The organism is Pseudomonas sp. MD195_PC81_125, from assembly GCF_014060985.1.
Classification (GTDB): domain Bacteria; phylum Pseudomonadota; class Gammaproteobacteria; order Pseudomonadales; family Pseudomonadaceae; genus Aquipseudomonas; species Aquipseudomonas parakoreensis.
Map to the genome: position 1 here is coordinate 1 of NZ_JABULD010000096.1, position 14,127 is coordinate 14,127.

10 protein-coding genes and 2 pseudogenes are annotated in these 14,127 nt (G+C 56.2%); 5 read left to right on the top strand and 7 right to left on the bottom strand.

Going from position 1 to position 14,127, the window contains the following annotated elements; genetic code table 11:
• Positions 1–45 precede the first annotated feature (45 nt).
• The gene (locus tag HT737_RS04045; RefSeq protein ID WP_182401523.1) at positions 46–1,044 is read right to left on the bottom strand and encodes a bile acid:sodium symporter family protein; all 999 of its coding nucleotides are present in this window, start codon (positions 1,042–1,044) and stop codon (positions 46–48) included.
• Positions 1,045–1,129: 85 nt separating this feature from the next.
• Between HT737_RS04045 and HT737_RS04050 the strand changes: the two genes are divergently transcribed.
• The 3 genes and pseudogenes from HT737_RS04050 (at position 1,130) to HT737_RS04060 (ending at position 4,933) form a co-directional block, all read left to right on the top strand.
• Positions 1,130–1,918: a helix-turn-helix domain-containing protein gene (locus HT737_RS04050; RefSeq protein WP_131670244.1), complete on the top strand. Its 789-nt coding sequence runs from the start codon at positions 1,130–1,132 to the stop codon at positions 1,916–1,918.
• 139 nt (positions 1,919–2,057) lie between these two features.
• Positions 2,058–3,770, top strand: a complete 1,713-nt coding sequence (locus HT737_RS04055; RefSeq protein ID WP_182401534.1) for an amidase — start codon at positions 2,058–2,060, stop codon at positions 3,768–3,770.
• Positions 3,771–3,954: 184 nt separating this feature from the next.
• A pseudogene (locus HT737_RS04060) lies at positions 3,955–4,933 on the top strand (TerC family protein).
• Between the two features lie 90 nt (positions 4,934–5,023).
• Here HT737_RS04060 and HT737_RS04065 read toward each other — a convergent pair.
• Both HT737_RS04065 and HT737_RS04070 read right to left on the bottom strand, forming a co-directional pair.
• A complete protein-coding gene (locus HT737_RS04065; protein ID WP_131670242.1) occupies positions 5,024–6,124 on the bottom strand; it encodes a polyamine ABC transporter substrate-binding protein in 1,101 nt (366 codons plus the stop codon).
• A 299-nt stretch (positions 6,125–6,423) separates the two neighbouring features.
• Positions 6,424–7,845, bottom strand: a complete 1,422-nt coding sequence (locus HT737_RS04070) for a cytosine permease (protein WP_182401526.1) — start codon at positions 7,843–7,845, stop codon at positions 6,424–6,426.
• Between the two features lie 323 nt (positions 7,846–8,168).
• On the opposite strand from HT737_RS04070, the gene HT737_RS04075 reads away from it, so the two are divergent.
• Positions 8,169–8,654: a flavin reductase family protein gene (locus HT737_RS04075; RefSeq protein WP_003225754.1), complete on the top strand. Its 486-nt coding sequence runs from the start codon at positions 8,169–8,171 to the stop codon at positions 8,652–8,654.
• A 149-nt stretch (positions 8,655–8,803) separates the two neighbouring features.
• On the top strand, positions 8,804–9,847 hold the full coding sequence (locus HT737_RS04080) for an LLM class flavin-dependent oxidoreductase (protein WP_123586642.1): 1,044 nt from the start codon (positions 8,804–8,806) through the stop codon (positions 9,845–9,847).
• Between the two features lie 124 nt (positions 9,848–9,971).
• Here HT737_RS04080 and HT737_RS04085 read toward each other — a convergent pair whose 3' ends face one another.
• The 4 genes and pseudogenes from HT737_RS04085 to HT737_RS04100 all read right to left on the bottom strand — a co-directional run.
• Positions 9,972–10,226, bottom strand: coding sequence for a hypothetical protein (locus HT737_RS04085; protein ID WP_182401528.1), 255 nt, complete (start codon positions 10,224–10,226; stop codon positions 9,972–9,974).
• Positions 10,227–10,293: 67 nt separating this feature from the next.
• Positions 10,294–10,893 (bottom strand): annotated as a pseudogene (locus HT737_RS04090) (transposase); the annotation flags it as partial.
• 189 nt (positions 10,894–11,082) lie between these two features.
• Positions 11,083–11,565: a hypothetical protein gene (locus tag HT737_RS04095; RefSeq protein ID WP_182401530.1), complete on the bottom strand. Its 483-nt coding sequence runs from the start codon at positions 11,563–11,565 to the stop codon at positions 11,083–11,085.
• Positions 11,565–14,127, bottom strand: a 2,563-nt coding sequence (locus HT737_RS04100) for a DUF637 domain-containing protein (RefSeq protein WP_182401532.1), incomplete at its 5' end; no start/stop codon positions are given. The genes HT737_RS04095 and HT737_RS04100, both read right to left, overlap by 1 nt.

Sequence of the window (14,127 nt, forward strand, 5' to 3'; positions counted from 1 at the left end):
TCAAAAGATCGCAGCCTGCGGCAGCTCCTACAGGGAATGCAGCGTTTACGGATCAACTTGTGCCATCAACTCCGGCAGCGATTCCGGACGCTTGGCATAGCGCTGCGCCAGCACCGCGCAGACCATCAATTGAATCTGATGGAACAGCATCAGCGGCAGGATCAACACGCCAATCGTGCCGCCGGCAAACAACACCTGCGCCATCGGCACGCCAGTGGCCAGACTCTTCTTCGAACCGCAGAACAAAATGGTGATGCGGTCTTCCTGGCTGAAACCGAACGCCTTGCCCAGCAAGGTCGACGCCAGCAACACCAGCGCCAGCAAGATGCAGCAAACCACCACCAGCCCCAACAGATCGACCAGCGGAATCTGATGCCAGATACCTTCATTGACCGCCTCGCTGAACGCGCCGTACACCACCAGCAGAATCGAACCCTGATCGACAAACTTCAGCCAGTGCTTGTTGCGCCCCACCCATGCGCCGATCCAGCGCCGAGCGATCTGCCCGGCAATGAACGGTAGCAGCAATTGCACGCTGATCTTCAGAATCGCATCGACGGTCGAACCGCCGTCACCGTGCACGTTCAGCAGCAGCGTCACCAGCAACGGAGTGAGGAAGATCCCGAACAGACTCGATGCCGCCGCACTGCAGATCGCCGCCGGAATATTGCCCCGGGCCAGCGAGGTGAAAGCAATCGCCGACTGCACGGTGGCCGGCAACGCGCAAAGGTAGAGCATGCCCATGTACAGCTTGTCGCCGATCAGCGGTGACAGCAGCGGTTTCAACGCCAGACCGAGGAGCGGGAACAGCACAAAGGTCAGGCCGAACACCAACAGGTGCAGGCGCCAGTGGCCGGCACCGGCGATGATCGATTCGCGTGACAGTTTTGCGCCGTGGAGAAAAAACAGCAGCGCGATGGCGATGTTGGTCAGCCAGCCGAACCCGACCGCCACCTGCCCGCTGGCCGGCAGAAAACTGGCCAGCAGCACGACGCCGATCAGGGTCAGGGTGAAGTTGTCGGGCAGGAATCTTGGTCGGGTCATGGGTCTGTTCATCCGGGGGTTGCCAGTACGTGACTGCGACTCTAACGTGAGCAGAAATTACCGACTAACGCCGAAGAGCCAACAGATGCCGCCTAAAGGACACGAGAAAAGTTTCCGGCGCAGCATTCCCGGGTTGCCCAGCCTGCCCCGTCCGCTGTACGGGCGCACCGAGTCGCTGCCTAATCGCGCGCTGACCCGGCGTCACAGTCACCCGTGGGTGCAATTGTCATACGCGATTCAGGGCGTGCTTGAGGTGCAGACCAGCGCCGGGCGTTTCGTCGCGCCACCGGAGCGTGCGGTGTGGATTCCGGCGGGCGTGCCGCATCGCGTGTTCAGCTCGCCGCACACTGAAATGCGCAGCCTGTACATCGATTGCAGCGTGGCCGGCTGGGCGCTTGAGCGCTGTCATGTGCTGGGCGTCAGCGACCTGCTGCGCGAGCTGATTCGCGCCTTCAGTCGGGTGCCGGTGGAATACGACGAGAGCGGCGCCCATGGCCGGTTGGCCCAAGTGATCCTCGATCAACTGGCCGAGGCGCCGCAGATTGACCTGATGCTGCCGCTGCCTCAGGACAGCCGTCTGCGGCAGATCTATCAAAGTCTGGAGCAACATCCGGAACAGCAGACCACACTGCAGCATTGGAGCGAGAAGTTCGGCGTCACCGAAAAAACCCTCAGCCGCCTGTTTTTACGCGACACCGGCCTGACCTTCCGCGCCTGGCGTCAGCGCTTGCGCCTGTTGGGTGCGCTGACCCCGCTGGAACGCGGCGAACGGGTCACCGACGTGGCTCTGGCCTGCGGTTATGACTCGACGTCGGCGTTCATCGCGGCCTTTCGCCAGCAGTTCGGCGAGACGCCGGGGGAATTTTTTCGCTGACTTTTGTCGATATTTATCGAATTAGCACATGCCAATCGACAAAGTTCAGGGTAGAGTTTCGCCCATACGAAATGCTTCACGCATTTCGACGATAACCCTGATGACCCAACCCTTTAGCGAACCTGTCGGCGGTAACAGCATGATCGAAGTCACTGAAGTCTCCATTGCTCAATTACGCGCGGCGCTCGACGCCGGCCAGACCACCGCGGTTGAACTGGTGCAGGCCTATCTGGCCCGGATCGACGCCTACGACGGCCCGAACACCGCCACCGCACTGAATGCGGTGGTGGTGCGTAATCCCGAAGCACTCGCCGAAGCCCAGGCCTCCGACGCGCGCCGGGCCAAGGGCGAAACCCTCGGCCCGCTCGACGGCATCCCTTACACCGCCAAGGACAGCTATCTGGTCAAGGGGCTGACCGCCGCCTCCGGCAGCCCGGCCTTCGCCGATCTGGTGGCGTATCGCGACGCCTTCACCATCGAACGCCTGCGCGGCGCCGGGGCGATCTGCCTGGGCAAGACCAACATGCCGCCGATGGCCAATGGCGGCATGCAGCGTGGCGTCTATGGCCGGGCCGAGAGCCCGTACAATGCCGCCTACCTGACCGCGCCGTTTGCCTCCGGCTCGTCCAACGGCGCCGGCACCGCCACTGCTGCGAGTTTCTCGGCGTTCGGCCTGGCGGAAGAAACCTGGTCGAGCGGTCGCGGCCCGGCGTCGAACAACGGTTTGTGCGCCTACACGCCGTCGCGCGGAGTGATTTCGGTACGCGGCAACTGGCCGCTGACGCCGACCATGGACGTGGTGGTGCCGTACGCACGGACCATGGCCGATCTGCTCGAAGTGCTCGACGTGGTCGTCGCGGAAGACCCCGACACCCGTGGCGACCTGTGGCGCCTGCAGCCCTGGGTGCCGATCCCGAGCGTCGCCTCGGTGCGCCCGGCGTCCTACGCCGAACTGGCAGTGAAACCCGCGGCACTGGCCGGCAAACGCCTCGGTGTGCCGAAGATGTACATCAATGCTGACCCTGAAGCCGGCACCAGCGAAGCGCCGGGCATCGGCGGCCCGACCGGGCAACGCATCAACACCCGCCCTTCGGTGATCGACCTGTGGAAACAGGCCCGCGCGGCTCTGGAGGCGGCCGGTGCCGAAGTCATCGAAGTGGATTTCCCGCTGGTCTCCAACTGCGAGGGCGACCGTCCGGGCGCGCCGACCGTGTTCAATCGCGGCATCGTTTCCAAGGAGTTCCTGCACCACGAACTGTGGGACCTGTCGGCCTGGGCCTTCGACGATTTCCTGCGCGCCAACGGCGATCCGAAGCTCAACCGTCTGGCCGATGTCGACGGGCCGAAGATCTTCCCGCACGACCCGGGCACCCTGCCCAACCGTGAAGGCGATCTGGCTGCCGGCATGGACGAATACGTGCGCATGGCCGAGCGCGGCATCACCCCGTGGGATGAGATTCCGACTCTGCCGGACGGCCTGCGCGGCCTGGAAAAGACCCGCAAGCTCGATCTGGAAGACTGGATGGACACGCTGAAACTCGACGCGGTGCTGTTCCCGACCAACGCCGACGTCGGCCCGGCAGATGCCGATATCAATCCGGAATCGGCGGACATCGCCTGGAGCAACGGCATCTGGGTCGCCAACGGCAACCTGGCGATCCGTCATCTCGGCGTACCAACCGTCACTGTTCCAATGGGGATCATGGCCGACATCGGTATGCCGGTCGGCCTGACCTTCGCCGGTCGCGCCTACGATGACTCGAATCTGCTGCGCCTGGCCTCGGCGTTCGAGGCGACGGGTTCGAAGCGTCAGGTGCCGCCGCGTACTCCAGCGTTGACTGCCGGCAAGTAATCAGAACGACGGGGTTGAGACCGCAAAAGGTCTCAATTCCCGTCGTCACTATTCCCCCTCCCTGATCGCGACACTTCGCTTTTCCCGAACTATTGCTCAGAAATAAGCGATTTTTCTTGCAACCAAACTCGCCGCTAGCATGGCCCTGCCTGACCCTAATTCAATAAAAGCCAGGGAGCCCGCCATGCCAACGACCAACATCAATATCGGCGAACCGTGGATGTGGGGCGCATTTATCGTCTTCGTCCTCGCCATGCTTGCACTGGACCTGTTCGTTTTTGGCGGACGCAAGGCACACCGCGTTTCAGTGCGGGAAGCGTCCTGTTGGGTGATCGCCTGGTGTGCGCTGGCGATGGCTTTCGCCGGGTTGCTCTGGTGGTATCTGCACGGCGAGTTCGGCGCCGACATTGCCCAGCGCAAGACCCTGGAATTCCTCACCGGTTATCTGATCGAGCAGTCGCTGTCCATCGACAACATGTTCGTTTTCGTGATGATCTTCAGCTACTTCGCCGTGCCACCGGAACTGCAACGCCGGGTGCTGCTGTACGGCGTACTCGGGGCGATCGTGATGCGCGCGGCAATGATCTTCGCCGGGGTGTGGCTGGTGTCGCAGTTCGAGTGGCTGTTGTATGCCTTCGGGGTGTTCCTGATCATCACCGGGATCAAGATGCTGATGTTTGCCGAGCAACAACCTGATCTCGACAAAAACCCGCTGCTACGCTGGGTGCGCGGGCACATGCGGATCACGCAGGGCTTTCATGGCGAGCGCTTTTTTCGTCCTGCAGAACGGCGTGCGCTGGGCCACGCCGATGTTTCTGGTACTGGTGCTGATCGAGGCCAGCGACCTGATGTTTGCGGTCGATAGCATCCCGGCGATCTTCGCGGTCACTACCGATCCGTTCATCGTGTTCACCTCGAATATCTTCGCGATCATGGGCCTGCGGGCGTTGTACTTCCTGCTGGCAGACATGGCCGACCGCTTTCATTTGCTCAAATACGGACTGGCGATCGTGCTGGTGTTCATCGGCGGCAAGATGACGCTGATGCCGTGGTTTCACATGCCGGTGGAATGGTCGCTGGCGGTGGTCGGTGGGGTGATTCTGGGGTCAGTGGTGTTGAGCCTGATCGTCACCCGCAAGGAAAACCAAACACAATCCCTGTAGGCGCTGCCGCAGGCTGCGATCTTTTGGCGTTGTCTCCTGGAAAAACAAGATCAAAAGATCGCACCTGCGGCAGCTTCTACAGGGGTGTGGTTACTTGTCGGACTTGATGCTGGTCCACACCCGGGTGCGTACGCGTTCGAGTTTTTGCGGCAGGGGCTGGACGACGTAGAGGGTTTTCAGGGCTTCAGGCGTTGGCGTCAGGTTCGGGTTGGCGGTGATGTCTTTGTTCACCAGCGACATCGAGTCTTTGTTCACGTTCGGGTAGCCGAGGAAGTCGCTGATCGGCGCAATGACTTTTGGATCGAGCAAGGTGTTGAGGAATTCATGCGCCTCTTCGACATTCTTCGCGCTCTTTGGAATGGCGAAGGTATCAAACCAGATCGGCGCACCTTCCTTCGGCAAACGCCAGTCGACCACCACACCATTGCCCGCCTCTTTCGCACGGTTGCCAAACTGATAGAAGCTGCCGGAGTAACCGATGGCCACGCAGATGTCGCCATTGGCGATGTCGGTCATGTACTTGGCCGAGTTGAAGTAGGTCACGTACGGACGAATCTTCAGCATCAGGTCCTTGGCCTTTTCATAGTCGGCCGGGTTCTGGCTGTTCGGATCGAGACCGAGGTAATGCAGGGCCAGCGGGAGGATTTCCGACGGCGAATCGAGCATCGCCACGCCGCAGGATTTGAGCTTCTCCATGTTCTCGGGCTTGAACACCAGATCCCAGCTGTCGACCGGCGCGTTGTCGCCGAGCGCTGCCTTGACTTTGGCCGGGTTGAAACCGATCAGTACTGTGCCGTACATGTAGGGCACGCCGTACTGATTGCCAGGGTCATTGGCGTCGAGCAGTTTGAGCAGCGCCGGATCCTGATGACTCCAGTTCGGCAGTTTCGACTTGTCGAGTTTCTGGAACACACCGGCCTTGATCTGGGTGTCGATGAACTGGTTCGACGGCACCACCAGGTCGTAACCGGAGTTGCCGGTGAGCAACTTGGCCTCCAGCGATTCGTTGGTGTCGAAGGTGTCCCAGGTCACTTTGATGCCGGTCTTTGCGGCGAAATCCTTGGGCACCGACGGCAGGATGTAATCCGCCCAGTTGTAGACCCGCAGCTCGCGCTGCTCGGCGTGTACCGCGCTGGCCAGCAGCGTCAGCCCACAGACGGTGGCACCCAGAATGCGTTTCATCGTGACCATGGTTGTTTCCCCGGAATGCGACGTGAGATCGATGGTTTTTATGTTCTGTACACGGCAGCGGCTGTAAAAGTAGCCAAGGGCAAGCAAAGTCCAGCGTTTTATTGTGGCTTTGATTCTTGCCGACCGCGGGGTCGCGGCACAGTGGGTGATGGGCCAAAAGGGGATCGAAATGGCCAATTTGAATGACCGCACGAATGCACAAGGTCTAAGCAGACATCATTTGTGGTGAGGGGATTTATCCCCGATGGGACGCGAAGCGGCCCCCTTTATATCTCAAAGGGGGGCCGCACTCGCTGATTTCACGACTGCTTCGCAGCCGATCGGGGATAAATCCCCTCGCCACGTTGCTTCTGGGTCTGCCCACGTGTAGCGAGGCAGTAATACAGCGGCACCGTCACCACCAGACCAAACAGCCACGACAGGTCGGCGCCATCGACCAGATTGGCGTACGGCCCGACGTACAGCGACGTATTGGCGAACGGCAGTTGCACAATGATCCCGATGAAGTAGGCAATGATTGCGTGCAGATTGAAGCGCCCGTAAATGCCGCCGTCCGCGCGGAAAATCGAGCTGATGTCATAGTTGCCGCGCTTGATCAGGTAGAAGTCGATCAGGTTGATCGACGCCCACGGCACCAGTACCAACAGCAACGCCAGAATCAGCCCGATGAACTGCGAAATGAAATCCGCCGAGGCACCCAGCGCTACCACGCAGCAAGCCGCCAGCACCACGCTCGACAACACCACGCGCACCTTGATGCTCGGCGTCCACTGGCTGGCGAAGGTCTGGATCGAGGTGATGATCGACAGCACCGCGCCGTACAGATTCAGCGCGTTGTGGCTGATGATGTTGAGCAGGAACAACACCATCAGAATCGGCCCCAGCCAACCGGTGGACTGCTTGACCGCTGCCATCGCCTCGGTGCCTTCCGGCGTCGCCAGAACCGCCACCGCGCCAAAGCTGAACGACAGAATCGTGCCCAGCGTCGCGCCCAGATAAGTGGCCCAGAACGGTTTGGCGATGCCGATATCCGCCGGCAGGTAACGCGAATAATCGGACACATACGGCGAGAAGCTGATCTGCCAGATGATTCCCAACGATACCGTTGCCAGCCAGCCCGACAGGTTGAAGCTGCCGCGCGTCAGGAAGTCCGCCGGCAAGTCGTGGGCGAAGATGTAGAGGAAGCCGGCGAGCAGCGCGCTGCCCATCACCCAGGTGCCGATGCGGTTCAGCGTGTGGATGAAGTTGTAACCGATCACGCCAATCGCCGTGGCCGCCAGTGCGCCGATCAGAATGCTCAGCGGCGCTGGTACCGACGGCGCAATGCCGACAATCGATTTACCGGCCAGCACGATGTTGGAAATGAAGAAGCCGATGTAGATCAGCGCTGCAAAAAACACGATCAACAATGCGCCGTAACGCCCGAACTGACCGCGACTCTGGACCATTTGCGGAATGCCCATGCGCGGCCCCTGCGCCGAGGCCAGGGCGATCACCACGCCGCCGATCAGGTGCCCGAGCGCAATCGCCATTAGCCCCCAGAGCAAATCGAGATGGAACACCTGAACCACCATGGCGCCGGTGACGATGGGCAGTGGCGCAATGTTGGTGCTGAACCATAAGGTGAAAAGGTCGCGGGCCTTCCCGTGGCGTTCCGCGAGTGGGACATAGTCGACCGTGTGATTCTCGATCAACGGATCTTGCCGGGACATCTGGGACATATGCATGAACTCGAGTTTGTCTGTTCTTATCTTTGTATGAAGCCAAACCGGGGGGACTCTGGGCCACCCCTCAGATGCAGACCATATTATGGTATTCCAAACATTTCACAAGACTGATCCGTAGTTTACAGCGCCAGCTGATACGCCATCTTCAATGATCCTGCGGCCTTCAGGCCAGCCGAAAGCCCAATAAACGCTGAGTTTCCGACGAAAGCACCACGTTTATCGGTTCAGCCGAAAAGCCCTTGCAAAGAAAAAATACTGGTATACCATCAGACCAACAAATACATAAAAATCGCGTCACAACACCCGAGGACCGTCCAATGATCGATGCTGCCATCTACAAACAAGTCATGGGCTCGTTTCCGTCCGGCGTCACTGTCATCACCACGCTGGACGATGACGGCCAGATCGTCGGCCTCACCGCCAGCGCCTTCAGTTCACTGTCGATGGACCCGGCCCTGGTGCTGTTCTGCCCCAACTACAGTTCCGACTCCTATCCTGTGCTGATCAAGAACAAGCGCTTCGCGATCCACGTTCTGTCCGGCGGCCAACAGAGCGAAGCCTACGCCTTCGCCCGTAAAGGCAAGGACAAAGCGCAAGGCATCGAGTGGACATTGAGCGAGTTGGGCAACCCGATCCTGGCCAACGCGACGGCTATCATCGAGTGTGAGTTGTGGCGCGAATACGAAGGTGGTGACCACGCGATCATGGTCGGCGCGGTGAAGAACCTGATCGTCCCGGAGCAGCACACCGGGCCGCTGGTGTATTGCCACGGCAAGATGGGCGCCCTGCCCGTTCTGGCCTGATCGTCAGCCCTACACAAATCAACTGTGGGAGCGAGCTTGCTCGCGAAGGCGTCTTGTCAGTCGCCATAGATGCCGGCTGTTACACCGCTTTTCGCGAGCAAGCTCGCTCCCACAGGTAGCCTCAACAATAAAAGATCCGAGGAAGCGTCATGAAATTTTCCCTGTTCATCCACATGGAACGCTGGGACGAAAGCGTCAGCCACCGCCAACTGTTCGAAGACCTGACCGAACTGACCCTGATGGCCGAGGCCGGCGGTTTCAGCACCGTGTGGATCGGCGAACACCACGCAATGGAATACACCATCTCGCCCAGCCCGATGCCGCTGCTGGCTTACCTCGCCGCCAAAACCACCACCATTCACCTGGGCGCCGGCACCATCATCGCGCCGTTCTGGCACCCACTGCGGGTCGCCGGTGAATGCGCCTTGCTCGACGTTATCAGCAACGGGCGCATGGAAGTCGGCCTGGCCCGTGGCGCCTATCAGGTCGAATTCGATCGCATGGCCGGCGGCATGCCCGCTTCCAGCGGCGGCCAGGCCCTGCGCGAGATGGTCCCGGTAGTCCGCGCCCTGTGGCAAGGCGACTACGCCCACGACGGCGACATCTGGAAATTCCCGACCTCGACCAGCGTGCCGAAACCGATTCAGAAGCCGAATCCGCCAATGTGGATCGCCGCCCGCGACCCGGACTCGCACAACTTTGCCGTGGCCAACGGCTGCAACGTGATGGTCACGCCACTGATGAAAGGCGACGAAGAAGTCGTCGACCTGAAGAACAAATTCCAGGCCGCACTGGACAACAACCCCGACGTCCCGCGCCCGCAACTGATGGTGTTGCGCCACACCCACGTGCACTCGGCGGACGATCCGGACGGCTGGAAAGTCGGCGCCAAAGCCATCTCACGGTTCTATCGCACCTTCGATGCGTGGTTTGGCAACAAGGAAGTACCGGTCAACGGCTTCCTCGCTCCGAGCCCGGAAGAGAAATTTGCCGGGCGGCCGGAGTTTGAACTGGAGAGCCTGCACAAGACGGCGATGATTGGTACGCCGGAAGAGATTATTCCCCGCATCAAGTACTATCAGGAACTGGGGGTGGATGAGTTCAGTTTCTGGTGTGACAACAGCTTGCCGCATGCGGAGAAGAAGAAGTCGCTGGAGTTGTTTATCAGGGATGTGGTGCCGGCGTTTCGGTGACATTTCTTCTAATTTCAATCATGAAAACGCCCGAATCTCTTCGGGCGTTTATATTTTTCCCCACGGTTCCTCGCGACACGTCGACCAGTGCTATCTGAACGAAAGCATTGTCGCGCTCTTGGCTTCACTCATAAACGCTAGCCGCTGATAGGATCTTGGCAAAGGTTTTCCAGCTTGGTCGCAGAACGTCAACGTCGCCAGAGTTAAAAGCATAACCTTCCATTGAATTGACCCAAGCCTCCATCGCGTCTAAAAACCTTTCAAGTGTCGAATTTTCCCACTCATCCGGTTGTCGCAACAGAGTTTCACGAAACGCATGGAGGAAATTCGCGAAATCCTCTTTGGTTTCAATTTCTTCTACTTGATCATCAAGATCCATACGTATCCTATTTACAAATGTCAAGAAGAGAAAACGAAGAAAAAAATGGGGACAGACCACGTTTTCACTAGTTGGTCGACTTTTTCGGCCGTCCCGGGCTCCCCCGCTGCACGCGGCGACCGATCATTGTCTCGACCTCAACAGCAAATTTTGAACCGCCAAAAACATTAGTTCCATTCGTCGCGTCACGAATCTGGTCAACCAACTCTGACTCCAAGTCATTTTTGAACAGTTCGCGGTAAGCATCCGCCGGGTGCCCGCCCCACCCTCCAAGCGCCAAATACTTTTTATGAGGGGTAACAATGTGCGAGCGTTCTGATTGTGCATTAACACGGTAACTTGACCAGCGATATTCTGCCGGATGAATTACCATTTTCGCTCTAACAGGATTCATTTCAATGTATCGATAACAGCACAACAAATATCGTTCACTCTCAACAAGGCAGGAACGATACCTGCCTTCCCATAAACTTCCGCTGCGACCATACGTACGATTTATATATTGGACGTATCTCTGGCCAACACCTTTCATCAGCAGGCTTGCACTGTTGGCATGATGAGGACTGACTAACAAATGAACATGATTAGTCATTAGGCACCACGCATGAATGTCACAATTAGTTTTGGACGCCTGTTCAACCAAAAGCTCCAGGTAAAAAAGGTAGTCTTTCGCGGTAAAAAAACAAACAGATCTATTATTTTCTTATTGAATCAATTAGTTAACAGATAAGCCACATTTTCGTGGTGTTTTCTAAACGTGGTCTGTCCCCATTTACCCTTTTGTCCCCATTTACCCTTCCCATTTACCCTCCCTCCAATTTACACTACTCGCAATTCAGCTCCCGCAACTCTCTGGCTATTTTATTCCTAGCTGACTTAAAAGCTCATTAAGCTGCCTATTATCTGAAGTAGCCATTAACACCGGATCTTCATATTCATCCAGATTGTCGCGCAGCCAAAATTCATGCATCCTGACGACATGAGCTTTTACCATGGCGCCAAATTCGTCACCCGAAACAATGACCTGAAGTACTTCAGGATGTAAATTAGCTGACCAACGATCAAGCAACTCGCTAGCAAATTGCAACGCATTACCAAGCCAGTTCGATTCTACATAATCGTCAATATGAATCGAGTTGACAAAGCATTCATACCCCGTTTGATCCTCGAAGTGATTCAATCCAACACCGACACTCGACTCTTTGAAATAATCGAGCAACTCACACCCATCTTTTTTGAAAAAACCTTTTTCAATTATCGAGGACAGCTCGACAGAGGAATGCTCCGGCAGCCTCAAACTCAATAGAGCATTAGCCATTGCTGCATTATATTTCAACATCAGTTTTCTCCAAGGTATTTCTTCATGCCTTTCTCTACTGCCTTCTTGAAGTCAGGTCTCTCCAGCAACTTATTCACTGATTTCGGCGCTCCTACAAACGTGTTAGTAACTGGATCATAAATATATTTAACATTATCGACACCCTGATAATGAAGCTGGCCCGGCCGTCCGCCTGGGTCGGGATTTTCCACATCAAGCCTTTCCTTTCCCACACCTTTCCAGATAGTTTTGCTTCCGGCAAGCTTCACACCATTTGCCCCCAGCATACCGCCGGTTTTTTTGGCAATAATCAGCGATACCGCACCCTGCGCCGCAGCTTTTACTATTGGATTGTTGATATCCAGCCCAACCGCTTCGATAAATTTCTCGATAGACGGCATTGCTACCTGAGCAGTTGGTTCGGCACTCGCATCAAGATTAAACTCATGGAATGAGTTAACAATCTTTTTTAAATCTGGTGGCAAGTCCACATCGTAATCGCCACGCATGAACCCTGTCGTTGCATCATAAATATCTCGCAACGCCGCTTGGCAGCCGGTTATATCAACTGCACATACTTCTTTAAGCACCTTGTCGTTCGCCAAATGCTTCTCAAAATACTTGACTGAAACACCGTCACAAGTATTAGTTTCTTTGCACGTCGCAAGCTCATTGGCAAGCGCCTGCATTTCAGCATGATTCAGATAGTTAAACTGTGTAGCATTTGCAGTAACATCTGCTGCAACAGAAGGATCTCCATTAGTGAACGCGGCAGTTAAAACTCCAATCAACTGCGACGCAGCCATTAGCTTATTGATGCCGTTTCTATACTCAACGCTATTGCTATCAAGACCTTTGGGTAGCAAATTTTCAGCCAGAAAATCAACAAGAGCTTCGTTCGCGCCGGCAGCGATCGCTCCAGTTCGAAAATCACCTCCGGAAGCTTCCGCCATTAAGCCTCCGAGTGCGGCATGCATTACTACTTTTGACAATTTTCCATTTTCAAATACGGTGATATCGCCAATTTTGTTTGCAGTGATAGCACCACCAATGCTGACCACTGATCCTAATGCTGAGACCATCAGGTTATCTTTCAGGCTGCCCCCCATTATTGCCGTTTTAGCGAGAGCATCCGCAACAGCTTTGGTGGCGACTGACTCGACCCCAGGTATATCGAATTGAAGCTCGGTCGGGACATATCCGAATTTCGCAGCAATTCCGGCGGTTACACCAGCAAGCACATATCCTTTCAGGCTTTCCGAGGAGAAAACCTCATGGAACGCAGCGCCAACATTTCCTTTGTTGTTAATTGTGCTTACGGCTGCAGTACTTGCCATCGAAGTCAGGACCGCCGATGCAATGATATTACCCAGCCCGGCAGCAGTCGTTGCAGTTGCTGCTGCCATCGTGCTCCCCATTGCGGTGGCTGATGTTGCACCCAGAGATCCACTTACAGAAGCCACTGCGGTACTTGCAGCGCCAGCTGTGATGACGCTGACAATGATAATTACAGCCAGCATTGCCGCTGGCCCCATTCCTGAATTGCTGTATTTAAAGGAGTCGTGGGTTTCTTTTACCAAGCGCCAATCGACATCGCCGCGCTTTTCCGCATCTTTGAGCCAAGCCAAACCTGGATCAGCCTTGACCATCGCGTCAATCGTTTGGCTGACGGTATTCTGATTGACATCCTTTATATCGATATCCAATCCGTTAACAGCATCAATAACCAAACCTCCGCTTGCCAAGAGCTCCGTTTGGCGCAGAGTCTCATCAGTCGTTCCCCTGCCTTTGGAGGAGCTCCAAGCCATACTATTTCGACTTTTTTCATGGCTCTCTTGGTGGAGGTCTTTCACGCCTTCAAACGTAATTTTTCCACCACTGACCAAATTCAAGCTTTCACCACTTTCCAGCTTGGCTGCCTGATAGCGCTGATCACCTCCACTCAAAAGCGTGAGCTTTCCTCCCGTAGAAATTTCCGTACCGATATTAAGTATGCTGGTTACTTCATCTCTCTTGGTTTGGCTACTACCGAAGCTTCCTTTCTTCTTCTTGTCGTACAGCGAATAGTCGCTATCTTGAGCAGCCAAAACCTCCAAATTTCCGCCTGCAACCAAATAAGCTTCGTCACCCGCAGCAATACGACTGGACACCAACGTCATGTCTTCACCCGCATTCATGGTTATGCTGCCACCAGCATTAATAATGGATGCAACCTGACTGACATGATCCTCCTGTCGAGTTACCTTTTTGGTTTTGGAGTACGAATGACTCTCGTCAGCCGCGGAGGATATGAGCATATTGTCAGTAGCGGTTATGGATAAATCACGCTTCGCGGTTATATCACTAGCAATTACCGCAATATCCCGACCACTTTTCAGCGTCAGATCCCGTCCAACATCAATTGTTGCTCCGAGCTGGGTGATGGTTTCATTAGTATTGCGGTATTTGATATCTGAACTACGCTCTGCGACGGCCAATATGTTGATATCACGGGTGGCATCGATGTACATATCGCCTCCGCTTTTCAACACGCCTCCCGAGTTGGAGAAATCACGACCTGCCGATATTGTCAGTTCATTAGCA